This window comes from Streptomyces sp. NPDC028298 (genome assembly GCF_055565895.1).
The window spans coordinates 329,190-351,674 of the sequence record NZ_JBVHTL010000010.1 but is presented as its reverse complement, the minus strand read 5'-3'; the positions used below and the strand labels follow the sequence as shown (position 1 = coordinate 351,674).

Sequence of the window (22,485 nt, the reverse complement as noted above, 5' to 3'; positions counted from 1 at the left end):
GGAGGGGCGGCGTCGTTGGGTCCCTTGTGAAGCACGTACAGACGCGCGCGCGGCGCGCAGGGGCCGCGCTGGCCGCCGTACTGACCTGGGCCGGCCTGCTGGCCGGAGCCTCCGGCTGCACCTCCGGCGGGATCTCGGACGGGATCGGGGAGGCGTTCGGCAAACCGCGGTCGCCCGAGGACGTCATCCATGTGGCGCCCGACGACGGCACGAAGGGCGTACGACCTCAGGAGGCACTGCTGGTACGGGTGCCCGGCGGACGCCTGGAGTCCGTCAAGGTCGTCAAGTCCCAGGACGCCCGGGAGTCACCCGTACCCGGGCACATCAGCGACGACGGCCTGTCCTGGAGACCGGACGACACCCGACTCGCCCTCGCCGCCAAGTACACCGTGGACGCGGTGGCCCTGGACGGCGCCGGGCACCGTTCGGCCCGCCACACCACGTTCACCACGGCCGTGCCCGACGAGCGGTTCATCGGGTACGTCACCCCGGAGGACCGCTCCGTCGTGGGCACCGGGATGATCGTCTCCCTGGAGTTCAACCGGGAGATCGAGAACCGGGCCGCCGTCGAGCGCGCGATCCACGTCGAGGCGCGGCCCGCGGTCGAGATCCGCGCGCACTGGTTCGGCGGCGGACGCGTCGACTTCCGTCCCGAGCGCTACTGGAAGCCGGGCACGAAGGTCACCGTGGCGCTCGGGCTGCGCGACGTCGAGGGATCGCCCGGCGTGTACGGACTCCAGTCGCGGACCTTCTCGTTCACCGTCGGCCGCGACCAGCGGTCCCTCGTCGACGCCGGTGCCCACACCATGGAGGTGCGCCGTGACGGCAACCTCCTCGCCACGGTGCCGATCACGGCCGGAGCGCCGAAGACGACGACGTACAACGGGAAGATGGTCGTCACCGAGATGCTGGAGGTGACCCGGATGAACAGCCGGACCGTCGGCTTCGGCGGCGAGTACGACATCCCGGACGTCCCGCACGCGATGCGCCTGACCGACTCCGGGACCTTCCTGCACGGCAACTACTGGGCGCAGGACGTCTTCGGCCACACCAACGTGAGCCACGGCTGCGTCGGTCTGCGGGACGTGAAGGGCGGCAGCTCCGACACCCCGGCGGGCTGGTTCTTCGACCGCAGTCTCGTCGGGGACGTCATCGAAGTCGTGCACAGCAAGGACAAGCAGGTCGCCCCCGACAACGGACTCGGCGGCTGGAACATGGGCTGGAAGGCGTGGAAGGCCGGCAGCGCGGTCGACTGATCTTCGCTCCCCGGTGCAACCATCTTCGCGGTCGTCGGTCCAAGTTGCGACGGAACGGTGACATTGACCTGACACGGAGCTCAAAACCGTGAGGTTAATATGCGCCAATGATCGCGTGGGACGCGCCGGGGTGGGGGCCTGATCAGGGCCTTGCGAGGGGAGAACGACTGTGAACGTGCGACCGATATCGGGGGCGTCGGCGGGTGGACGCTCACGCGGCCGCAACAAGCGGTGGGCGGTGATCGTCGGCGGTGCGCTGCTGGCCGTCACGGCCTGCGGCGGGGGCGGGGGAACGGACTCGGGGTCCGAAGGGAAGGACAAGGACGGCAAGGGCGTCACCAGCACGGAGAGCAAGCAGTCGGTGGCCGTCGTCACGATCGCGCCGAAGGCCGGTGCCAAGGACGTCGACACCAGCGGCACCCTCAAGGTCTCGGCCAGCAAGGGCAAACTGACCGAGGTCACCGTCAAGGACAACGACGGCACGAAGATCGACGGCGAGATATCGGCCGACGGCAGCGGCTGGACGCCCGCCACACACCTCGCGGCGTCCACCAAGTACCAGGTGCACGCGGTCGCGAAGGACTCCGAGGGCCGCACGGCGGCCGAGGACTCGTCCTTCACGACGCTGAGCCCGAAGAACACCTTCACCGGCAACTTCACGCCCGAGGACGGCTCCAAGGTCGGCGTCGGCATGCCGTTCTCGGTCCGCTTCACCCGGGGCATCACCAAGCCGGACGACGTCGAGAAGGCCATCAAGATCACGACCGAGCCGGCCGTCGACGTCCAGGGCCACTGGTTCGGCAACGACCGCCTCGACTTCCGGCCCGAGAAGTACTGGAAGGCCGGCACCAAGGTCACCGTCAAGCTGAACCTCGACGGCGTCGAGGGCCGCAAGGGCGTCTACGGCAAGCAGGCCAAGACGGTCTCCTTCACCATCGGCCGCGACCAGGTGTCCGTCGTGGACGCCAAGAAGCACACGATGAAGGTCATGCAGGAGGGCAAGGTCGTCAAGACCATCCCGGTGACCACCGGCAAGCCCGGCTACGCCACCTGGAACGGCCAGATGGTCATCAGCGAGAAGTTCACCGTGACCCGGATGAACGGCGACACGGTCGGCTACGACGGCGAGTACGACATCAAGGACGTCCCGCACGCCATGCGCCTGACCAGCTCCGGCACCTTCGTGCACGGCAACTACTGGGGCGGCGGCGCCTTCGGCAACTACAACGCCAGCCACGGCTGCATCGGCCTGCGGGACGTGCGCGGCGGCTACGACAGCGGCGTGCCGGCCGCCTGGTTCTTCAACCACTCGATGGTCGGTGACGTGGTGGTCGTGAAGAACTCGACCGACCCGACGGTCGACCCGGCCAACGGTCTCAACGGCTGGAACATACCCTGGTCGGACTGGATCAAGTGATGCGCCGGAGCGGTCCGTGTGACGGTCCGGCAGGGGATCGGCCGGCCGCCTCCGAGCGGATCGGGTGACTCCGTCCGACCCGATCGCGTGAGCGTTCTCCACCGGGCCGGGTGTGCTGTGACTCAGCACACCCGGCCCGGTGCCGTTAACGGCCACTAACCTGCTTCCATGACTGTGCATCTCGAAGTGGCCGAAGGCGTGGGCACCATCCGCCTGGACCGCCCTCCCATGAACGCCCTGGACGTGGCGACGCAGGACCGCCTCAAGGAGCTGGCCGAGGAGGCCACCCGGCGGCCCGACGTCCGCGCCGTGGTGCTGTACGGCGGGGAGAAGGTGTTCGCGGCGGGCGCGGACATCAAGGAGATGCAGGCCATGGACCACGCGGCGATGGTCGTGCGGTCCCGGGCCCTGCAGGACTCCTTCACCGCCGTCGCCCGCATCCCCAAGCCCGTCGTCGCCGCCGTCACCGGATACGCGCTCGGCGGCGGCTGCGAACTGGCCCTGTGCGCCGACTACCGCATCGCCGGGGACAACGCCAAGCTGGGCCAGCCCGAGATCCTGCTCGGCCTGATCCCCGGCGCCGGCGGCACCCAGCGGCTCTCCCGGCTGATCGGCCCCTCCAAGGCCAAGGACCTCATCTTCACCGGCCGTATGGTCAAGGCCGACGAGGCCCTCGCGCTCGGTCTGGTCGACCGGGTCGTCCCCGCCGACGAGGTGTACACCGCCGCGCACGGCTGGGCCGCCAGGCTCGCGCAGGGCCCCGCCATCGCGCTGCGCGCCGCCAAGGAGTCCATCGACGCGGGCCTGGAGACGGACATCGAGACCGGGCTGGCCATCGAGCGGAACTGGTTCGCGGGCCTGTTCGCGACGGAGGACCGTGAGCGCGGCATGCGGAGCTTCGTGGAAGAGGGCCCGGGCAAGGCGAAGTTCCTCTGATCCGTCCGCCGCGCCGGCCCGGGAGACGGTGTCCGCCTCCCGGGCCGGCACGGCCGGTCGCGCCCTCTCCGATCCCCTTCGATCCACCCGCGGTTGACGGGGTGTCCGACGGGCGTCGCTCGATGGGGCGCTTTATCGCAGGCTTAAGGCAGCCTTAAGCGCGCCTTGTCCCGAGGCGGTGGCGATTGCCCTCGACGGGGCCGTTCCGGCAGGTCGGGCGGGCTGTCCGCACCTCCGAACTGCCTGTGGCATATGCCGATCGGATGGTGCGGAATGTCCCGTTCCGGGGGGCCCAATCCTCCGGAACGGCCCCGGAGGGGGCGCCGGACGGCCATGATGGGGGGCATGGCGGGGCTGGAGGGTATGGAACAGCCGCGGCGGCACGGAAGTGCGACCGCGGCGCGCTGGACACCTGCGGTCGAGGACGAACGGGCGCTCAAGGCACTGGAGTTGTTCGGCAATCCCACCGAGGGGGAGGTGCTGCTGCCGTCCCGCCCGGAGTCCGCGGCCACCGCGCGGCGGCTCGCCCAGGTCGTGGTCCTGCGGCACTGGGGCCAGTCCCCGAAGATGACCGAGGACGCGGTCTTACTCGTCTCCGAACTCGTGGGCAACGCCGTGCGGCACACCGGCGCCCGCGTCTTCGGACTCCGTATGCGCCGCCGTCGCGGCTGGATCCGTATCGAGGTCCGTGACCCCTCCCGCGGCCTTCCCTGTCTCATGCCCGTCCAGGAACTGGACCTGAGCGGCCGGGGCCTCTTCCTCGTCGACAAACTCTCCGACCGCTGGGGTGTCGACCTGCTGCCCCGCGGCAAGACCACCTGGTTCGAGATCCGCGTCGCCGAACGCTGACCCGCTCCGCCCGGGCACGCGAAAGCCCCGGCCGCGTGGCAGCCGGGGCTTGCGGGGTGTCGCGGAACGAATTGGGGTGTGAACCGCGCCACCGGCGACAACCGTGGCCCGGGTCAATGGGTGGAGGTCGCATCGCCGACTATCGCAGACCGGACCCACTGATCCAAAAGAGGGCCCGCACTCCGCAACGCGGGTCCTGCCGCGGTGGTGAGTTCCTCTTGTCCGGTGAGGGTCCTGCTTCGCGGTGAGGGCCCCGATTCGCTCGTGGGGGCGGGTGGTCCCGTCCGGACCGAACATGGGTGCGGTGAAGCGACCCGCACCACCACCCGGTCGGATCAATCGCCGGTTTTTCGGTCGAATCGCCCTTAAATGGTCCGGTGACCACGCCCGCCGAAGACCCCGCAGCACCCGCCACGCCCCGGCGCGCCGCCCTGCTCACCGGACTCGCGCTCACCGCGGGAACCCTGGCCGCCGGAGCGAGCGCGGGCTGTTCCGCCCCGCGGACGACCCACCCGCACCAGCCCACGACGCCTCCGGCCGCGCCCAGCGCCCCCGCCGCCACGGCGACCCGGCGGGCCACCGCGCCCGCCCCCCGCCGCTATCCCGCCCAGCCCCCCGAGATCACCCACGGCCCCCGCACCCACCCCTCCCGAGTGGCCCTCACCTTCCACGGACAGGGCGACCCCGCCGTCGCGAAGTCGCTGCTCGGCGAGGCGGAGAGGGCCGGTGCCCGGGTCACCGTCCTCGCCGTCGGGACCTGGCTCGACGAGCACCCGGACCTCGCCCGCCGCATCCTCGACGGCGGCCACGACCTCGGCAACCACACGATGAACCACCTCGACATCAACGCCATGACGGCGACGGAGGCGGCCGCGGAGATCCGGGGCTGCGCCGACCGTCTCAAGCGGCTCACCGGTTCGATCGGGACCTGGTTCCGGCCCTCCCGCAGCCCCCGCGCCTCCCCCCTCGTCCAACGCCTCGCCCGCGACGCGGGCTACCCGCACACGCTCTCCTACGACGTCGACTCGCTCGACTACACCTCGCCGGGAGCCGCCGCCGTCACCCGCAAGGTCCTGGCCGAGGTCCGTCCCGGCTCCGTCGTGAGCCTGCACTTCGGATACGCCGGCACGGTCGCCGCCCTCCCCGCCCTTCTGCACGAACTCGACCGCCGCGGCCTCGGCGCGGTCACCACCACGGAGCTGCTGAGCTGATGCCGACACCACCCTCCTCCCCGCGCCGCGTGCTGATCGCCGGCACCGCCCTGACCGCGCTCGCCCTCCTCGCCGGGTGCGGCGGTTCCTCCCCGGACCACGCAGGCCAGGGCCGCGAGACCACCAAGGCGGCCGTCCGGCCCGCACCGGTGAAGAAGCCGGTCGTCCAGGGCCTGCCCGGCATGCCCCCCTTGCTGGACCCGGCGGACGTCTACGCCGCCGACCGTCCGGGCCGGCTCTCCCCGGTGGTCAAGGACTTCCCGTCCCGCGTCTACGTGCCCAACACCAACTCCAACACGGTCTCGGTCATCGACCCGAAGACGTACAAGGTCATCGAGACGATCCCGGTCGGCAACCAGCCCCAGCACGTCGTGCCCTCCTGGGACCTGAAGACCCTGTGGGTCAACAACGACCGGGGCAACACCCTCACCCCCATCGACCCGAAGACCGGCAAGGCGGGGCAGCCGGTCGACGTGCACGACCCGTACAACCTCTACTTCACGCCCAACGGCAAGTACGCGATCGTCATGGCCTCCCTCGACCGCGAGCTGGTCTTCCGCGACGCGCACACCATGAAGACCGTCAGGACCGAGCCGGTGAGCTGCTACGGCGTCAACCACGCCGACTTCTCCCCGGACGGCCGCTACTTCATCGTGTCCTGCGAGTTCAGCGGCGAGCTCCTGAAGGTCGACACCGAGCGGATGAAGGTCATCGGCCAGCAGAGGCTGCCGTTCCACGGGGCCATGCCGCAGGACGTGAAGATCTCCCCCGACGGCAAGAGGTTCTACATCGCCGACATGATGGCCGACGGCGTGTGGGTCCTCGACGGCGACAAGTTCACCGAGCCGACCCTGCTGCGCACGGGCAAGGGCGCCCACGGCCTGTACGTCAGCCGTGACTCGCGCGAGATGTACATCTCCAACCGCGGCGAAGGCACCATCTCCATCTTCGACTTCACGCAGAACCGGCTCACCAAGAAGTGGCACCTGCCCGACGGCGGCAGCCCCGACATGGGCGGCGTCTCGGCGGACGGCAAGGTCCTGTGGCTCTCCGGCCGGTACAACTCCGAGGTGTACGCGATCGACACCGGCACGGGTGAACAGCTCGCCCGCATCAAGGTCGGCAGCGGACCGCACGGCCTCGCCGTCTATCCCCAGCCCGGCCGGTACTCCCTCGGCCACACCGGCATCTTCCGCTGATCCACGCCGGCGCCCCGCCCGCTCAGCGGGGCAGGAGCAGCGCCTCCGCGCCCACCGGCCGGTAGCCCGCCGCCTGGAACGCCCGCAGACTGCGGGCGTTCCCCGCGGCCACCTGGGCCCAGACCGGCTCCCCGGCCAGGTGCCGCGCCGCGGAGGCGAGCGCCCGGCCCAGCCCCCGGTGCCGTACGCCCTCGTCCACCTCCACCGCGACCTCCAGCCGGCCCCCGACCCCTCGTCCGAGGACCAGGACCCCGCCGTCGGCGGCCCACGCCCGCACCTCGTCGCGCCGCCCGCGGGAGCTCGTGATCCGGGAGTGGGCCAGGTCGCCGATCTCCGTCAGCGCGAGGGCCGCGGGGCCCGGGAGCGGGGCGGCGACGGACAGCAGGTCGACGGTGTCGTTCGACCGCCCCGTCCGCTCCATGAGCGCGGCGAGGAACCGCGGGTTCATGGCCGCCGCGAGCGCGTCGCAGTCCAGCGCCCCCAGCGCGGCGCGCACCCAGCCCTCGTCCTCGTCGGTGAAGACGACGGAGTGCGCGGTGAAGGCGAGGACGCCGGCGTCACGGGGGCGGTGCTGGCGTACGACGGTGATGGCGCCGTCGGGCGGCGGGAGGACTCCCCGGGCCGCACGGTCCAGAATGTCGCGCAGAGTTCCGGACACGACTGACGCCCCCCGCCGCTTGAGTCTCCACCCACTGGAAGGCCCAGACTCGCAGACATGATCGACGACGGCACCGGACTTCTCACCATCGGCGAGCTGTCCCGGAGCACCGGCCTGAGTGTCCGCACCATCCGCTACTGGTCGGACGAGGGCGCGCTGCCCCCGGTGACCAGGTCGGCGGGCGGCTACCGGCTGTACGACGCCGGCTCCGTGGCCCGTCTGGAGCTGATCCGGACCCTGCGCGAACTCGGACTGGGGCTCGGCGACGTCCGGGCGGTCCTGACCGGCGAGCGGACGGTGGCGGAGGTGGCGGCCGCGCACGTGGCCGCGCTGGACGCGCAGATCCGCTCCCTGAAGGTGACCCGGGCGGTGCTGTCGACCGTGGCACGACGTGGTTCGAGCGCACAGGAGACGACACTCATGAACAAGCTGGCGCGGCTCTCGGCCGCCGAGCGCGGACGCATCGTCGACGACTTCATGGAGGAGACCTTCGGCGGACTGGACACCGCCGACCCCGACATCCGTACCCGGCTGCGGTTCCACGCCGGTGAGCTGCCGGACGACCCGACACCCGAGCAGGTGGACGCCTGGGTGGAGCTGGCCGAGCTGATCCAGGACCGCGGCTTCCGCGCCCGGATGCGCGAGATGATCGAGTTCAACGCGGCGGACCGGGGGCCGGGGGTGGCGCCGGGCACCTCCCTGTGGTTCATGAGCCGCCTGGTGCACCTCGCGGGCCAGGCGCTGGAGCGGGGCGTCGACCCCGCGGATCCGGAGGCGGACACGGTGCTGAGCGGCCTGCTCGGCGACGCGGACCGGGCTTCGGTGCTGGCCCGCATGGAGTCCGCGGCCCATGCGGAGATGGCCCGTTTCCGGGAGCTGAGCGCCGTGATGCGCGGCCTGGACCCGCTGTCGGCGCACCGCGAGGAGTTCGCCTGGGTACTCGCCGCACTGCGCGCTCACCCGGACCGTTAATCTGACCTCCGTACACCAGGCAGTAACGCATGCAGTGATGCACGACGAAGGGGCGGACAGTGGCCGACATCGAGGAAGCACGCAAGCAGTTCGAGCGGATCGATTCGGACGGTGACGGGTTCATCACCGCGGCCGAGTTCAAGTCCGCTCTCGCCCAGGGCGGCGACTGGAACGTCACCGAGTCGGTGGCCGAGGCCGTCATCGCCAGCCGCGACCTCAACGGCGACAAGGTCCTCTCGTTCGACGAGTTCTGGACCCACCTGAACAAGTGACCCGGGAAGAGGGGGACCCGACGAGGGTCCCCCCTTCTTTGTCCGCGCTTCGCCCGTTTGCCGCGTCGGCGGAATAGGCCGCGCCGGACCGCAGTTGACGCCCTTCGACAGAAGCATGCATGTGCATCTACTTCGGAAGGCGTGTCATGAAGATCGGCATCATCGGCGCGGGCAACATCGGCGGCAACCTCACCCGGCGGCTCACCGCTGTCGGGCACGACGTCTCCGTCGCCAACTCCCGTGGTCCCCAGACGCTCGCCGAACTCGCCGAGGAGACGGGGGCGACCCCCGTCACCGTCGAACAGGCGGCACGGGGCGCCGACGTCGTGATCGTCACGATCCCGCTCAAGGCGGTGCCGAACCTGCCCGACGGCATCCTGGACGGAGCCGCCGAGGACGTCGCCGTCATCGACACCGGCAACTACTACCCCCAGCAGCGTGACGGCAGGATCGCGGGGATCGAGGACGACGGCCTCACCGAGAGCGGCTGGACCGCCCGGCAGATCGGCCACACGGTCGTCAAGGCCTTCAACGGCACCTACGCCCAGGACATCCTGGACCGCGCCCGCCCGGCCGGCGACCCCGACCGCATGGCCCTCCCGGTGGCCGGCGACGACGAGGCGGCGAAGCGGCGCGTACGCGACCTCATCGACGAGATCGGCTTCGACACGGTCGACGCGGGCGGGCTCGAGGACTCCTGGCGCCAGCAGCCCGGCACCCCCGTCTACGGTCTCCGTGAAGGCCGCGACGCGGTCGCGAAGGCCCTGACGGAGGCCTCCCCGGACCGCTCGCCGGACTTCCGCGGCTGAGCGCCCGGACCGCCACGCACCCTCACCGGTCCGCCGGCACCCTCACCGGCCCGCCCCGCACGCTCAGCCGACCGCCTGGCTCAGCACGCCGGCCGGGACCCTCGGGGTGTGCGGGTAGTCGGCGGACCGGTGCTGGAAGGACAGGATCTTCGGGTTCTGGACGACTCCGTCACGGATCTCGATGGCCTTGCGCAGCGTGACGTCGGCGTCCCACGCGGCGGGACCGCTCATGACCTTGCGCAGGTAGGGGAGGAGCGCCTCGCTGATCTCCCAGGTGGCGGAGTTCCACAGATGGGACGGGCTGTGGTCCACCGCGTAGTAGTGGCAGCCCGCCCCGACGGTGGGCATGGGCTCGTCGAAGGTCGTCGGGCGGGCCCATGCGAAGCCCATGCCCTCGTCGCAGGCGACGTCGATGAAGAACGTGCCCGGCCGGAACAGGGCGAGTTCCTCCTCGGTGACGAACATCAGCGGCGCGTCGGTGTCCTGAAGGACGCAGTTGACGATGATGTCGAACCCGGCCAGGTACTCCGCCAGCGGCACGGGCCCGGCCGGAGTGGCGGCCTGAAGGCGCGCGGGAGCGCCCGGCTCCTCCGCGAAGTGGCCCATCACGACCGAGGGCATCGGTGAGGCCACGGCCGCGGCGGCGCGCTGGGTGAGCACCGTGACGTCGGAGACCCCCATGGCGCCCAGGCCCGTGACCGCTCCGCGCGCGGTGGCGCCGAAACTGATGACCGCCGCGCGCAGGCGGCGCCCGTAGCTGCCGGTCAGCCCGCCGAGCTGCAGGGCGTGCAGCACCGAGCAGTAGCCCGCGAGCTCGTTGTTCTTGTGGAACACGTGCACGCTGAAGGCGCCCGCGGAGGTCCAGTGGTTCATGGCTTCCCAGGCGATCAGCGTCAGCCGCCGGTCGATGCCGATCTGGGTCGTCCGCTCGTCCTGCACGCAGTGCGGCCATCCCCACAGCACCTGGCCCTCGCGCAGCTCGGCGAGATCCTCGTGCAGGGGCTTGGGCAGCAGCAGGACGTCGCACTCGGCGACGAGTTCCTCGCGGGAGCGCAGCCCGGCCACGAGGGGCCGCAGCGCGTCGTCGGCGACGCCGAAACGACGGCCGTAGCCCCGTTCCAGGAAGATCCTCTCGCGTACGTCCGGGGCGATGCGGTCGAGATGGCCGGGGTGCAGCGGCAGCCGGAACTCGTTCTCCTTGCGGGACGAGGCGACTACTCCGAGACTCATCAGGCTCATGTGGGGCGGCTCTTTTCCTGCCGGACGCGAACCGCTCCGGCCTTGCCGTTCCCCGAGGGCGACGCCGCGACGGATGGCGGCGTGCGAGGTGCGCTCGGTAAGCCAACCGTACTCCGGTCCCGGTGGGCGCAGGACCGCCGGCGGCTAGGCCCCGCCCGCCCACGCGCGCAGGGCGGCCTTGCTCGCGAAGTCCGCGACGTCCCGGTCCACCGGCTCGGAGGTGTACTGGTGGAAGCGCCACTTCGCCTGGATGCGGGGTTCGCCGGCGGTCACGTAGTCGGCGATCCACAGACCGTCACCGGCGTACGAGGTGGTGTCGACGTTCAGCCAGAAGTCCCGGTTCGTGTAGAGCACCACGCGGTTGTCCGGGCGGAGTTCCTTCACCCTGCGGATGAAGCGGTCCTTCTCCGCGTTGCTGGCGTGCGTGCCCTCGCCGGTCGTCTCCCAGTCGACGGCGAGCAGGTCGCCCGCCCTCTCGGGGGCCTTGCTCACGAAGTACGCGGCCTGGGCGGTGATGTTGCCGGGCCACAGGAAGTGGTAGAAGCCCACGACGCAGTCCGCGTCGCGGGCGGTCCGCGTCTGCGCGGTGAGTTTCGGGTTGACGTACGAGCGGCCTTCCGTCGCCTTGACGAAGACGAAGGAGAGACCGGCGGTGCCGTACGCGGACGGCTGATAGGCGCTGACGTCGATGCCTCGCAGCATGGGTGGGGCCTCCGTGCGTGGGGGGAGGGGGGACGGGTCACGCGGGGCGCTGCCCGGTGACCGATGCCCGGCGGCCGTGGGGAACGGCCGCCGTCGCCCAGGGCGGTCCGTGAAAGGGCAACTGTCATGGGGGTGCCCGCACTTGGCCGTCTCCACGCTCGCACGTGTGACCGCCCCCCGCCGGACCGCACGCGCCGTCCCGCTTGCGGGCCGCGCCCCGCGGCCGGCCGGCCCCTCGGGAGGGAGAAGGCGGCCGTAGAAAATACAGCACCGCGGACAGGTGCCGACACAGGCGGAAGTACCAGTCGCGGGAATCGGTGCGGGGACCATCGTCCTATAGTCACGGCACCCCACGAACCGTCACATTGGAGACCACGGCGAGAAAACGTGCAAAGGTCATGACGGGAGTGATCGTGTCCGCGCAGATAGCAATTGATCCCGGCCGCTTCAGCCAATTCGGAGAAGCCACCGGAAGCACCTTCTGTCTGATCACGAATTCCGAGCTGGTCGATCGGATCGAAATCGTCGAGACGGCCCCGTACCGGGAATTCCTCACCATCACGCTGGACGCCGGCGACCGGTTCGAGGAAATCCTGGAGAAGCGGATCCCGGAACCCGCGCACGTACTCGTGGTATCGCCCCACAGGTTCTTCGAATCACCCGACCCCGACCTCGTGGGCCAGCGGAAGATCATGGGAATGGCGTGCAACTCGACGCCGACCGGCCTCGACGAGATCCGGCACTTCCTCGGCGTGATGGAGCGGACCTCGGCGGCCGAACAGGCGGCGTTCTGCGACACCTTCTTCGAACTCGCCGAGGACTCCGACCAGCTCGTGTACGTCGACCCCGTGCACGGCACCCGCGCCACCCTCGACCATCTGCGCGAGGGCCTGGTGTGGAACCAGCAGGCGGGACCGCTGGACTGGGGCGACCAGCAGATCGTCCCCTCCGGCGAGATCAGCGTGCTGCCCGTCGAGATCAGGGAGTTCGACGAGGCGCTGAAGCTGCCCCTGGAGGGCGAGATCACGCTGCGCGGCTACCCGATCCTGCACAACGGCACCCCCTCCTTCTCCCGCGCCGACCAGGCCCGTGTCCACTCCCAGCTCTGGGCGATGCGCGACAACGCGATCAAGGCCACCGTCGAGGACGGCAGGATCACCCGCCTTCGGGCACTGGACGCGGGAGCGGCGCCGGCCGTCGCGATGCTGGAGCAGATGTTCGCCGTGGACTCCCGGTACCGGATCGTCTGGGAGATCGGCCACGCGCTCAACACCTCGCACGACATCCTGCCCGGCAACCACGCCATGAACGAGGTGTACGGCGGTACCGAGGGGTGCCTGCACTTCGGCCTCGGACTCACCCCGTACACCCAGTACCACCTCGACATCATCTCGCCCGACACCCGCGTGCTGACCAGTAACGGCGTCGCGGTGATCGGCCACCCGGACCACCCCACCGTGGAAAGGGTCGTGCCCCTCGCATAGCGGGTCACGACCGCCCGGCCGGGGTGAACGCAAGGAAATTCAACCCAACAGGAGGTGACTCCCCATGAAGAAGATCAAGGTGCAGAAGAACCGCAACTACCTGGGCACGCTCCTGGGCTGAGTACCGACCCGCGGCGGGGCAGTGACCATGCCCCGTCGCGGGGTTCCCCTTTTCCTCTCGTGAGGTTCCCGTATTTCTCTTCCAGGGAGTTCTCCGTGCCACCGCTTGACATCGCGACGAGCGACTTCGACCAGTTCGGCCGGCCGGCCGGTACATTCTGTCTGATCACGAGCGAACAGCACGGCGGCCTCGTCTCCCTGCGTCCCGGCGACGGATGTTCCCGCGTGCTCCCGCTGACCCTTCCGCCCGGCGTCCGCCTGGGCGAGCTGATCGAGCGGAGCGTCCCCGCGGACGCGCACGTGCTGGCGGTCTGCCCCGGACGGTTCCTCGACTCGCCGACCGAGCGGGAGCTGGGCGGCCGCAAACTGGCCGTGCTGCCGGCCGGATCCACGCCGCTGACCGACGAACACGTCCGCTACTTCCTGCGCACCGCCGCCCTCACCGACGTCGCCCGGCACGCCCAGGTGGCCGAGGAGTTCTTCGACCTGGTGGGCGACAGCGACCGGCTGACGATCGTCGACGACGTCTCCGGCACCGAGGCCGAGCTCGACCACACGGCCGGCGACTGCGTCTGGAACCAGCAGGCCGGCGTCCTGGAAGAGGGCGACCAGCAGATCTTCCCCTCGGGCAAACTGAGCGTCACCGCCGCCGAGATCACCACCTTCGAACCGGAGGCCCGGCTGCTCGGCCTGCACGGGGAACTGACCCTGCGCGGCTGGCCGATCGTCCACCGCCACCAGGACCCGGCCGACGGCGCCGACCAGCGGCGGCTGTTCGAGGCGCTCGCGCCGCTCGTCTCCAACGCCGTGACGCTGCGCGTCGCCGCCGGAAGCATCGAGAGCGTCACCCCGCAGACCCCGGGGGCGACATCGGCCGCCGTGGAGCTGGAGAAGCTGCTCACCGACGATCCGCGCTACCGCGTCATCTGGGAACTCGGATTCGGGATCAACACCAGCACGGAGATCATCCCGGCGAACTGCGGACCGAACGAGGTGTACGGCGCCACCGGCGGTGTCGTGAACCTCGGCCTGGGGATCACGCCGGCCACGCGCTTCGCCCTGGCCTTCCTCTGCCCCCGCAGCTCGCTGCTGACATCGGACGGCACCGCCGTCCTCGGCGCCCGCAAGGCGGTACGCCGCGGCCGGATGCAGCGCGTCTCCAGCGCGGGCTGCGGCTGCCACTGACCCCAAGGAGGGAAGCACGCCATGACGATCAACTCCGAACTGCGCAAGAAGGTCGACGCGGTCCTCGACACCTTCATCAAGGACTTCTACGAGACCGTCCCCTACGCCCAGCACCAGAAGGACGCCTCCGAGCTGAACCTCGACTACTACAAGCGGCACAACATCGAGACGATCCTGCGCCTGCGCCGCAAGCGGACCGTCGACGCGCTGGCCATCAAGTACTTCACCAAGGTGGACCCCGTGCAGGCCAAGGCCTGGGCGCACTACACCGACGACGAGATGCTGCACGACCGGCTGTTCGCCGCCGACCTCGCCAAGGTCGGGGTCACCAAGGACCAGATCTACTCCACGGAACCCCTGCTCTCCACCAAACTCCTCACCGGATACCTCCAGTTCGGCATGGAGTTCGAGGACAGCCCGATGGCGCTGATCACCAGCGTGTACTTCGTCGAGTACGTCACCACGCGCACCCAGCCCGACTGGCTGGACAACCTGGGCGACGTCCTCGGCGAGGAGAACGTCAAGGGCGCCCGCGCGCACGTCAACACCGACCTCGACGACGACCACGACGACTTCGTGTGGCGCGTGCTGTCCACGCTGATCCACTCCGAGGACGACGAGCGCAAGGTCGTCGAGCACCTCCACAACGTCTACTGGCTCTGGAAGCTCTACTTCGTGGAACTGCACCAGCTCACCGTGCTCGGCAAGAGCGACGCCCAGATCCCGCTGCCCACCACCTCCGAGGTCTGAGCGGGGCGACGGTGGCCGACGACGACCGGGGCACACGGCCCGGCGGGCGGTCCGGGGTCGAGGTACTGGCCCTGCCGCCCGGCCGGGAACTGCCGAGCAGCACCGAGAAATGGATCGTGGACGGTCTGGTCCTCGCCATGCCGGGACTCCACACCCGCCAGCTCTTCACCCTGCGCCGCGAGATGCTGACCGACGCCGAGTACGTCGTCGTCGGGGTGGACCGCGCACGCGACCGGGTCGTCTCGCTGCTCACCTCCCGCTGGGCCGAGATCCCGTCCGGGCGGCCCTGCCTCCACATCATGATCCAGTTCGTGGGGGACGCGTACCGGGGCGGCACCGTCTTCAAGGAGAGCTGGGCCCTGCACTTCGCCCGGCTGCTCGCCGACGGCCGCCCGTTCCCCGAGGTGATCGCCCTCAAGACGTACAACCCCGTGGTGCACTGCGCGATGGCGGCGTTCAGCGGCCATCCGGACATCACCATGTACCCGGACCTCGCGGGCAAGGACGACAGCCAGGAGGCGCTGGCGGCCGAGGTGGCCGCGGCGCTCGCCCCCCGGGCCGCGTTCGACCCGGTGCGCGGGGTCGTCCCCGGCATCGGCCGTCCGCTGGACCTCTACCGGGAACGGCCGCTGAGCCATGTGCCCGAGGCCAACCGGTACTTCGCCGAGCACACGCGGCCGGGGGACCGGGTGCTGTGTCTGCTGGACGTGCCCACCCGGGAGGGGGCGCACGCGATCCTCACGGCGCTCGGGGTGCCGCTGCCCTCCGGGCGGGGCTGAGTCCCGCCGGCGGGCCGGGCGAGGTTCCGGCCCGTCCCCCGGGCGCGGCCGCAGGACGGCCGGCCGGTCCACTACTCCAGGAACGCGAGGCGGCAATGGCGGACACATCGATCATGTTTCCTCCCGACTACTCCCGGGCCCGCGCGGCCTTCCTGGGCGCCGCCGAGGAGGCGGGCGCGCGGCTGAGGACCTTCACCCTGCCGGGGCACCTCGGGCCCGACGGCGGCGAACTCTGCGTGGACACCGCTCAGATGGGGCCGCCCGACCCGGCGAAGCTCCTGGTCACGGTCTCCGGGACCCATGGCGTCGAGGGCTTCTGCGGCTCGGCCTGCCAGACCGGCGTCCTGCTGCGGGAAGGCGTCGCCAAGGCCGCCGCGGGGCCCGACACCGGCGTCCTGCTCGTCCATGCCCTCAACCCCTACGGCTTCGCCCATCTGCGGCGCGTCAACGAGGACAACGTCGACCTCAACCGGAACTTCGTCGACCACGCCGCCCCGCCGCACAACGACGCCTACGACGCCGTGCACCGCACCCTGGTGCCGGCTCGGGCCGCCGCGTTCGTGCCCGGCGACCTGGTCGCGGAGCTCACCGCGCTCCGCGACCGGCTCGGCCCGCAGCGCCTCCAGGAGGCCGTCACCCGCGGCCAGTACCGCCACCCCGACGGCCTGTTCTACGGCGGAGACGCACCGGCCTGGTCCCGGCGGGTGTTCGAGACGGTGGTCGCCGAGCGGATCGCCGGCGCCGGTCACGTCGCCTACATCGACCTGCACACCGGGCTCGGCGAGCGCGGCGTCGGCGAGCCCATCTTCCGCGGCGGACGGGACGCGGACGCCCACGAGCGGGCCCGCCGCTGGTACGGCGACGCGCTCACCGCCTCGGAGGAGGGAACGTCCTCCTCCACCCCGATCGTCGGCAACACGGCGACCGCGGTGGCCGACGGCCTCGGCGCGGGCGGCCTGCTGACCGCGATCACCCTGGAGTTCGGCACCCAGCCGGGCCCCGAGGTGCTGGTGGCGCTGTGCGCCGACGCCTGGCTGCACCGGAACCGTCCGCCGGCCGAGGCGGTCCGCTCCGGCCTCAAGCGGCTGATCCGTGACGCTTTCTGCCCGGTGGAGGACGCCCGGTGGCGCGAGCGGGTCCTCCAGCGGGCGCGCGAGGTCTTCGACCAGGCGCTCACCGGCCTGGCCGACGCCAAGCCGGGGGAGCCCGGCTGACCGGTCCGCGACCCTGCCCGTACCACCGCGGCGGCCACCCGGACGGGTGGCCGCCGCCCCGTCACCCCGCCCCAGGCAGGCTCCCCGCCCGCTGGCCGGCCCCCCGCCGCACACCGATCGCCGAACCGCGCCGGGCGTGGCCGCGCCGGGCGCCGACCCGCACCAGCCCCCCCCGGGCGCCGACCCGCGCCAGCCGCGCGGGCGTCCGCCGTACCCGCACCAGCCGCGCGTGCGGCCGTGCCCGCGCCGCCACAGCGGGGTGCCCGCCCGTATGCGACCCGCCGCCGAGTCGGCCGGCGCCGGGCCGGACCGGCGATGTGTGCCGGTCCGGCCCGGCCCCGGTGCGGGTGGCCGCCTCAGGGGGACTTCCGGCCGATCGCGAGGACGGCCGTTCTCGGCAGGGTGCAGGTCCAGGTGCGGGCGGACGGGTCGTACGCGGCCGAGAAGGTCTCCACGGACCCGTCGGCGCGCCGCTCGCGGAAGATCGACCTGGCCAGTTCGACGGTGTGGCGGGCCGCGTCCGCCGCGTGCCTCCGCTCGATCGCGGCGAGGCCGTACATGTCCAGCAGGTAGCGCCCCAGTTCCAGTTCGGCCTCCCGGGCCGCGGCCGCCGTCGCCACGTACGGGTCGGCCATGTCGGTCACCTCACCCGACTCGAAGCCCGCCTTCGTCAGGTAGCCCCACAGCTCCTCCCGGGTGAAGTGGTCGAAGGCGTGGCCGGTCCGCGAGTACGGGTCGACCACGTCCTGGAACCAGGTCTCCATCGGGGACCCCACGAGGAAGTCGTGCAGCAGCAGGACCCCGCCGGGCCGCAGCACCCGGTACGCCTCGTGGACGAGTTCGGCCCGGTCCTCGGCGGCGATGTGGTGCGACCCGTAGGCGACGAGCACCGTGTCGACACTGCCGTCGCGCATGAGCAGCCGGTCGGCGCGCTGCACCAGCGCCGGACAGTCCGCCGCCCAGGCGGCGCGCACCATGTACGGGGAGGCGTCGCAGGTCAGCACGGACAGGCCGGTCAGGCCCCGGGCGTCCGCGACCCTGCGGACCAGGCCGTCTCCGCCGAGCACGTCCACGACGACGGCGGGCCGCCGGTCGGTCCGGGCCGGCACCAGGGAGAGCAGATGGTGGATGCCCCGCGCGCGTGCGGTGAGGTTGCGGGCCTGCGCGCGGATGTACGAGGAGCCCCGGCCGCCGGCCCCGTCCGCGCCGAAGTCGTCCTTGAAGTCCTCGGCCCCGGCCGTGCGGGCCCAGGCCCGGGCCCGCGCGGGGTCGACGCACGCGTGCAGATCGGGGGCCGCCCGGCCGAGCCGGTCCAGGTGATCGGCCATGTCCGTCTCGCCGAAGGTGACCTGACGTCCCGCCAGTCCGGTCACGACCGCCCTCCCGTGGACTCCAGGAACAACGCGAGGGCCAGCGCCATGCGTTCGATCTCCCCGGGGTCCACGCTCTCGTCGGGCGCGTGGATGAGGCACTGCGGCTCCTCGACCCCGATCAGCGCGATCTCCGCGTCCGGGAAGGTCTCCTGCAGCGCGTCGCAGGTGGGGATCGAGCCGCCCTGCCCCGCCGTCGTCAGCTCCCGTCCGAACGCCTCCCGCATCGACTCCGCGAGCAGCGCGTAGGCCGGGCCGTCGGTGCGGGCCCGGAAGGGGCGGCTGGAGGAGAGCCGGACGGTCTCCACCTCGACCTGCCAGGGGGCGGCCCGCTCCAGATGCGCCTTCAGCGCCTCCCAGGCGGCGTCCGGTTCGGTTCCGTAGGGGATGCGCAGATTGAGCTTGGCCGTGACCTCGCCGAGCACGGCCGGGGCCGAACCGACCACCGGCGGGCAGTCGATGCCGACGACGGTGAGGGCGGGCCTGGCCCACAGCATGTCGGCCACGCTGCCGTCGCCCACCAGCCGGACGCCGTCGCGCGCCCCGATGTCGTGGCGGTAGCGCTCGGCCGGGTACTCCGCGCCCTGCCAGCGCCCGCTGTTGTCGATGCCGTCGACGGTCGTGTTGCCGGCCGCGTCGTGCAGGGTGGCGAGCATCGCGATCAGCGCGTTGAGCGGGTCGGGGGCGGGGCCGCCGAACGACCCCGAGTGCACCGGCCCGGCCAGCGAGCGGACGGTGACGGTGGCGTGCACGACGCCCCGCAGGTCGGTGGTGGCGGTCGGCAGCCCGGCCGCGGAGTTGCCCGTGTCGCACACGAGCACGGTGTCGGCGTACAGGAGCTTCGGGTTCTCCCGGATCAGGGTGGCGAGACCGCCGGTGCTCTGCTCCTCGGCGCCCTCGGATATGACCTTGACGCCCACCCCGAGCCGGCCCGGGTCGCCGAGCGCCCGCAGCGCGGTGAGCTGCATGACGATGTTGCCCTTGCAGTCGGCGGCCCCACGCCCGTACCAGCGGCCGTCGGCGCGCTCGGTCAGGGTCCACACCGGGGTGGTCCAGGCGGGTTCGTCGAGCGGCGGCTGGACGTCGTAGTGGCTGTAGAGGAGGACGGTGGGGTAGCCGGGCGCGGCGGGCAGGTGGCCGTACACCGCCTTGCTGCCGTCCGGCGTGTCCAGCAGCCGCGTCCCGGGGATGCCGGCGCCGGCGAACAGCCGCGCGACCAGCGCCGCGGCGCTCTCGCACTCCTCCACCGGATACTGCCGGGGGTCGGCGACGGACCGGTGCGCGACCAGGTCCCGCAGGTCCTCCTGCGCCCGGCCCATCAGTTCGCGCACCTGTGCGCGTAACTCCTTGGGCGGCATGCGGCCTCCTTCTCGGTCGGTGTTCGGGGGTGTGTTCCGGGTCGTCCCGTACGAGCGTCGAAGGCGCCCGGACGCGGGCGGCCGGGGCCGGTTCGAGGCGTCCGGACCCGGGCGGAGCGGGCCGGTCAGCCGGACGCGGCAGGTGGACCGGCCGGCGCGGTCTCGGCGGTCCGGCGCCGGTCCACCGCGTCGGCGAGCGAGCGGCGCACCACGCGGGTGCCCGCCCCGTAGCCGATCCCCACGAGGGCCAGGACCAGCCAGAACAGCGACAGCGCGCCATGGCCCGCGGCCAGGTCGAAGCCGCCGCCGACGAAGCCGCCCAGCATGCCGCCGACACCCCAGGCCATCGTGGAGTAGCCCAGATACAGGCCGGTACGGCCCTCGGTCGCCAGGCCCGCGACGACCGCGTCGACCACGCCGCAGAAGAGCGACTCGCCGATCGAGGTGACGATCACGGCGGCGACGACGGGGCTGATCCCGTCGACCGAGCACAGCAGCCAGCCGCCGCCGAGCAGGACCCCGGACGCCGTGAACAGGTCCAGGCGGCCGACCGTGGAGCGCTTCTCGACACGTGATCCGATCAGCCACACGGTCAGCATCACCACGACGGCGTTGCCCGCGGTGAGCAGGCCGACCAGGTCGGAGTCGAGTTTCTGGTGGACGACGGTCAGGGGCAGCGCGACGCGGTACTGGGTGATGAGGAACCAGCCGCCGACCGCCAGTGAGCAGAAGATCATCAGCGGCCGGTCGCGCAGGGCCTCGGCCATGGCGGCGGGTCTGATCGGCGCGGCGTTCGTGGCGTGCAGCCCGCGCAGCAGCACCGCGGAGGTCACGGCGAACCCCAGGTGCAGGGCGGCGGCGATGAGGAACCCGGCCTTCATCGCGCCCGCCGCCATCAGCGCGGTGCCGATCAACGGGCCGATCAGGGCGGCCCCGTTGATCGACACGTAGTAGCGGCTGAGGTTGGCCGCGACCCCGCCGGACCTGCTGGAGGCGAGGACGCTGCGCGCGCCGTTGTTGTTGAGGGAGCCGCCGATGCCGAGCAGCGCGACGGCCGCGCCCCAGACGGCGAAGCTGCCGCCGGCCAGGGTGAACACGACGTACGCGCCCGCCTCGACGGCGAGCCCGAGGCTCAGGATCCGGGCGGCGCCGAAGCGGTCGCTGACCCAGCCGGACGGGATGCCGAGCCCGCGCCGGGTGAACTCCATGACGGCGAAGAGCAGACCGGTCTGGAAGCTGCTCAGCCCCTCGTCCCTGGTCAGGTGCACCGCGAGGAACGGCACGACCATGAAGAAGCCGATGTTGGTGGTGAAGCGGCCGAGGATGACGACATACGCCGGACCCCGTCCGGCCAGGAAACGGCCGGGCCGCGTCCCCGGGGTGTGCTCCGCCCGCGCCCCGGAGTTCCCGGCGAGCGTCACGCCGTCTCCCTTCTCGGAGGTCATCGGGCGGACTCCCCCTCGGTACGGACGACGATCCGGGCGGCCGCCGCGTCGGCCGCGTCGGCGGCGGTCTTGGGGTCGGGGCCGGCGGCGACGACGTGCCCGGCCCGGTTCCAGGAGTCGCCGAGCGCGACCAGTTCGGCTCCCACGGCGGGGAGTTCGCCGATCCGGATCACACCCTCCATGGCCAGCGCCTCGGCCGTGCCCGTCACCTCGGTGACCCATCCGGGCCGGGGGGTGAGGTAGCGGATCGAGGCGCCGCCCGCGAGGCCCGTAGCCGGCCCCGGCAGGACGCCGTGGGCGAGCGCGAGGACGGCGCCCTGGAGCATGTCGACGCCGGTGACGTGGTGGACGAGCTCCCAGATCTGGTCGCCGCCCTGCCGGGCGTTGATCTCGACGACGGTGGCGCGTTCGCCGTCCTCGGCGAGCATCACCTCGGTGTGACAGGGGCCCCAGGCGTAGCCGACGGCGTCCAGGGCCTTCAGCGCCGCGTCCACGACGGTCCGGTGCCGGTCGGGCGGCAGCGGCGCGGGCAGGTCGTGGCCGGTCTCCACGAAGTGCGGGGCACCCGAGGTGTGTTTACGGGTGACCGCGAGGACCCGGTGGCGTCCGGCGGCGGACAGCGACTCGACGCTGAACTCCTGGCCGGTCAGGAACTCCTCCGCCAGCACCCTGGACGCCGACTCGCCCTGCGGCCAGGCGAAACCGGTGCGGGCACCGCTGGTCCAGGCCCACGCCGGGGCCAGCTCCTCTTCCGTGCGCACGAGATGGACGCCGGTGCCGCCGTTGCCGTCGACCGGCTTGAGGATCACTCCGGCCGGACAGCGGCGGAGCAGTTCGCGGGCCTCGCCGATGCCGGCGCACACCCGGTGGGCCACCGTCCCCAGGCCCCTGTCCCGCAGGTGCGCGCGCATGGCCGCCTTGTCCTGGGTCAGGGCGAGCGTGGCAGGGGTGTTGCCGCGGGCGCCCAGTGCCTCGGCCACGACGCTGGCCGGGCGCAGCGAGAGCTCGGTGAGCCCGAGCACCGCGTCCACGGGGCGCCGGGCGTGCACCTCGCGGGCGACGGCGAGCAGGGCGTCGGGGTCGGTGAAGTCGGCGTCGACGACCTGGAGGGCGAGGGATTCCTCCAGCTCCCGGTCGCCGCCGGGGCGGTGGACCACGGTGAGGGCGACCGGCAGGCCGACGAACTTGCCCAGGACGTCGTGGCGGGGACAGATGAGCAGGAGGTGGGGTACGTGGGTCCCGAACGACTGGCCCGGCATG

At 71.8% G+C, this 22,485-nt stretch carries 21 protein-coding genes; 14 read left to right on the top strand and 7 right to left on the bottom strand.

Features of this window, described 5'->3' with window-relative positions; genetic code table 11:
- The first annotated feature begins 26 nt into the window (after positions 1-26).
- From ACZ4TO_RS36250 to ACZ4TO_RS36225, 6 genes are all read left to right on the top strand, one after another.
- Complete coding sequence (locus tag ACZ4TO_RS36250; RefSeq protein ID WP_385047026.1) at positions 27-1,256, top strand: L,D-transpeptidase; 1,230 nt, start codon at positions 27-29, stop codon at positions 1,254-1,256.
- A 169-nt stretch (positions 1,257-1,425) separates the two neighbouring features.
- Positions 1,426-2,673 (top strand): L,D-transpeptidase, encoded by a 1,248-nt coding sequence (locus tag ACZ4TO_RS36245; protein WP_468026408.1) that lies wholly within the window; start codon positions 1,426-1,428, stop codon positions 2,671-2,673.
- Between the two features lie 168 nt (positions 2,674-2,841).
- On the top strand, positions 2,842-3,609 hold the full coding sequence (locus ACZ4TO_RS36240; RefSeq protein WP_382791214.1) for an enoyl-CoA hydratase/isomerase family protein: 768 nt from the start codon (positions 2,842-2,844) through the stop codon (positions 3,607-3,609).
- 345 nt (positions 3,610-3,954) lie between these two features.
- The gene (locus ACZ4TO_RS36235) at positions 3,955-4,458 is read left to right on the top strand and encodes an ATP-binding protein (protein WP_382791212.1); all 504 of its coding nucleotides are present in this window, start codon (positions 3,955-3,957) and stop codon (positions 4,456-4,458) included.
- A gap of 431 nt (positions 4,459-4,889) precedes the next feature.
- Positions 4,890-5,669 carry a polysaccharide deacetylase family protein gene (locus ACZ4TO_RS36230; protein ID WP_382791288.1) on the top strand — a complete coding sequence of 260 codons (780 nt, stop codon included), beginning with the start codon at positions 4,890-4,892 and terminating at the stop codon, positions 5,667-5,669.
- Positions 5,669-6,868 (top strand): YncE family protein, encoded by a 1,200-nt coding sequence (locus ACZ4TO_RS36225; RefSeq protein ID WP_382791209.1) that lies wholly within the window; start codon positions 5,669-5,671, stop codon positions 6,866-6,868. Before ACZ4TO_RS36230 ends, ACZ4TO_RS36225 begins: the two co-directional genes overlap by 1 nt.
- A 22-nt stretch (positions 6,869-6,890) precedes the next feature.
- Here the strand turns inward: ACZ4TO_RS36225 and ACZ4TO_RS36220 are convergent, their stop codons facing one another.
- On the bottom strand, positions 6,891-7,526 hold the full coding sequence (locus tag ACZ4TO_RS36220; RefSeq protein WP_468026407.1) for a GNAT family N-acetyltransferase: 636 nt from the start codon (positions 7,524-7,526) through the stop codon (positions 6,891-6,893).
- Positions 7,527-7,583: 57 nt separating this feature from the next.
- Between ACZ4TO_RS36220 and ACZ4TO_RS36215 the strand changes: the two genes are divergently transcribed.
- The 3 genes from ACZ4TO_RS36215 to ACZ4TO_RS36205 all read left to right on the top strand — a co-directional run bounded on the left by ACZ4TO_RS36215 (position 7,584) and on the right by ACZ4TO_RS36205 (position 9,579).
- Positions 7,584-8,498 carry a helix-turn-helix domain-containing protein gene (locus ACZ4TO_RS36215; protein ID WP_468026406.1) on the top strand — a complete coding sequence of 305 codons (915 nt, stop codon included), beginning with the start codon at positions 7,584-7,586 and terminating at the stop codon, positions 8,496-8,498.
- 59 nt (positions 8,499-8,557) lie between these two features.
- Positions 8,558-8,770: an EF-hand domain-containing protein gene (locus tag ACZ4TO_RS36210; RefSeq protein WP_103553197.1), complete on the top strand. Its 213-nt coding sequence runs from the start codon at positions 8,558-8,560 to the stop codon at positions 8,768-8,770.
- Between the two features lie 146 nt (positions 8,771-8,916).
- A complete protein-coding gene (locus ACZ4TO_RS36205; protein ID WP_385047016.1) occupies positions 8,917-9,579 on the top strand; it encodes an NADPH-dependent F420 reductase in 663 nt (220 codons plus the stop codon).
- Between the two features lie 63 nt (positions 9,580-9,642).
- Here ACZ4TO_RS36205 and ACZ4TO_RS36200 read toward each other — a convergent pair whose 3' ends face one another.
- The gene (locus ACZ4TO_RS36200; protein WP_468026405.1) at positions 9,643-10,818 is read right to left on the bottom strand and encodes a N(5)-(carboxyethyl)ornithine synthase; all 1,176 of its coding nucleotides are present in this window, start codon (positions 10,816-10,818) and stop codon (positions 9,643-9,645) included.
- Between the two features lie 144 nt (positions 10,819-10,962).
- Entirely contained in the window at positions 10,963-11,520 is a 558-nt protein-coding gene (locus tag ACZ4TO_RS36195; protein ID WP_468026404.1) for a glycoside hydrolase family 25 protein, read from the bottom strand.
- A gap of 398 nt (positions 11,521-11,918) precedes the next feature.
- Between ACZ4TO_RS36195 and ACZ4TO_RS36190 the strand changes: the two genes are divergently transcribed.
- The 5 genes from ACZ4TO_RS36190 to ACZ4TO_RS36170 all read left to right on the top strand — a co-directional run bounded on the left by ACZ4TO_RS36190 (position 11,919) and on the right by ACZ4TO_RS36170 (position 17,052).
- Positions 11,919-13,004, top strand: a complete 1,086-nt coding sequence (locus ACZ4TO_RS36190; RefSeq protein ID WP_468026403.1) for a hypothetical protein — start codon at positions 11,919-11,921, stop codon at positions 13,002-13,004.
- 216 nt (positions 13,005-13,220) lie between these two features.
- Positions 13,221-14,309 carry a hypothetical protein gene (locus tag ACZ4TO_RS36185; protein WP_468026402.1) on the top strand — a complete coding sequence of 363 codons (1,089 nt, stop codon included), beginning with the start codon at positions 13,221-13,223 and terminating at the stop codon, positions 14,307-14,309.
- Between the two features lie 21 nt (positions 14,310-14,330).
- The gene (locus ACZ4TO_RS36180) at positions 14,331-15,059 is read left to right on the top strand and encodes a hypothetical protein (protein ID WP_382791186.1); all 729 of its coding nucleotides are present in this window, start codon (positions 14,331-14,333) and stop codon (positions 15,057-15,059) included.
- 11 nt (positions 15,060-15,070) lie between these two features.
- Complete coding sequence (locus tag ACZ4TO_RS36175; protein WP_382791183.1) at positions 15,071-15,838, top strand: hypothetical protein; 768 nt, start codon at positions 15,071-15,073, stop codon at positions 15,836-15,838.
- A 95-nt stretch (positions 15,839-15,933) separates the two neighbouring features.
- On the top strand, positions 15,934-17,052 hold the full coding sequence (locus ACZ4TO_RS36170; protein ID WP_382791179.1) for a M14 family metallopeptidase: 1,119 nt from the start codon (positions 15,934-15,936) through the stop codon (positions 17,050-17,052).
- 356 nt (positions 17,053-17,408) lie between these two features.
- Here the strand turns inward: ACZ4TO_RS36170 and ACZ4TO_RS36165 are convergent, their stop codons facing one another.
- The 4 genes from ACZ4TO_RS36165 to ACZ4TO_RS36150 form a co-directional block, all read right to left on the bottom strand.
- Complete coding sequence (locus tag ACZ4TO_RS36165) at positions 17,409-18,425, bottom strand: class I SAM-dependent methyltransferase (protein ID WP_385047002.1); 1,017 nt, start codon at positions 18,423-18,425, stop codon at positions 17,409-17,411.
- Positions 18,422-19,780 carry a M20/M25/M40 family metallo-hydrolase gene (locus ACZ4TO_RS36160; RefSeq protein WP_468026401.1) on the bottom strand — a complete coding sequence of 453 codons (1,359 nt, stop codon included), beginning with the start codon at positions 19,778-19,780 and terminating at the stop codon, positions 18,422-18,424. Before ACZ4TO_RS36160 ends, ACZ4TO_RS36165 begins: the two co-directional genes overlap by 4 nt.
- Before the next feature lie 125 nt (positions 19,781-19,905).
- Positions 19,906-21,225 carry an MFS transporter gene (locus ACZ4TO_RS36155; protein ID WP_468026400.1) on the bottom strand — a complete coding sequence of 440 codons (1,320 nt, stop codon included), beginning with the start codon at positions 21,223-21,225 and terminating at the stop codon, positions 19,906-19,908.
- Positions 21,222-22,484, bottom strand: a complete 1,263-nt coding sequence (locus ACZ4TO_RS36150; RefSeq protein ID WP_468026399.1) for an ATP-grasp domain-containing protein — start codon at positions 22,482-22,484, stop codon at positions 21,222-21,224. The genes ACZ4TO_RS36155 and ACZ4TO_RS36150 overlap by 4 nt, the downstream gene beginning before the upstream one ends.
- Between the last annotated feature and the right edge of the window lies 1 nt (position 22,485).

Bases quoted from the DNA above. Each gene is read 5' to 3' on its own strand.
- ACZ4TO_RS36240 (WP_382791214.1), top strand. From the start codon at position 2,842: ATGACTGTGCATCTCGAAGTGGCCGAAGGCGTGGGCACCATCCGCCTG.
- ACZ4TO_RS36235 (WP_382791212.1), top strand. From the start codon at position 3,955: ATGGCGGGGCTGGAGGGTATGGAACAGCCGCGGCGGCACGGAAGTGCG.
- ACZ4TO_RS36225 (WP_382791209.1), top strand. From the start codon at position 5,669: ATGCCGACACCACCCTCCTCCCCGCGCCGCGTGCTGATCGCCGGCACC.
- ACZ4TO_RS36215 (WP_468026406.1), top strand. From the start codon at position 7,584: ATGATCGACGACGGCACCGGACTTCTCACCATCGGCGAGCTGTCCCGG.
- ACZ4TO_RS36205 (WP_385047016.1), top strand. From the start codon at position 8,917: ATGAAGATCGGCATCATCGGCGCGGGCAACATCGGCGGCAACCTCACC.
- ACZ4TO_RS36200 (WP_468026405.1), bottom strand. From the start codon at position 10,818: ATGAGCCTGATGAGTCTCGGAGTAGTCGCCTCGTCCCGCAAGGAGAAC.
- ACZ4TO_RS36195 (WP_468026404.1), bottom strand. From the start codon at position 11,520: ATGCTGCGAGGCATCGACGTCAGCGCCTATCAGCCGTCCGCGTACGGC.
- ACZ4TO_RS36190 (WP_468026403.1), top strand. From the start codon at position 11,919: ATGACGGGAGTGATCGTGTCCGCGCAGATAGCAATTGATCCCGGCCGC.
- ACZ4TO_RS36180 (WP_382791186.1), top strand. From the start codon at position 14,331: ATGACGATCAACTCCGAACTGCGCAAGAAGGTCGACGCGGTCCTCGAC.
- ACZ4TO_RS36170 (WP_382791179.1), top strand. From the start codon at position 15,934: ATGGCGGACACATCGATCATGTTTCCTCCCGACTACTCCCGGGCCCGC.
- ACZ4TO_RS36160 (WP_468026401.1), bottom strand. From the start codon at position 19,780: ATGCCGCCCAAGGAGTTACGCGCACAGGTGCGCGAACTGATGGGCCGG.
- ACZ4TO_RS36155 (WP_468026400.1), bottom strand. From the start codon at position 21,225: ATGACCTCCGAGAAGGGAGACGGCGTGACGCTCGCCGGGAACTCCGGG.
- ACZ4TO_RS36150 (WP_468026399.1), bottom strand. From the start codon at position 22,484: ATGCCGGGCCAGTCGTTCGGGACCCACGTACCCCACCTCCTGCTCATC.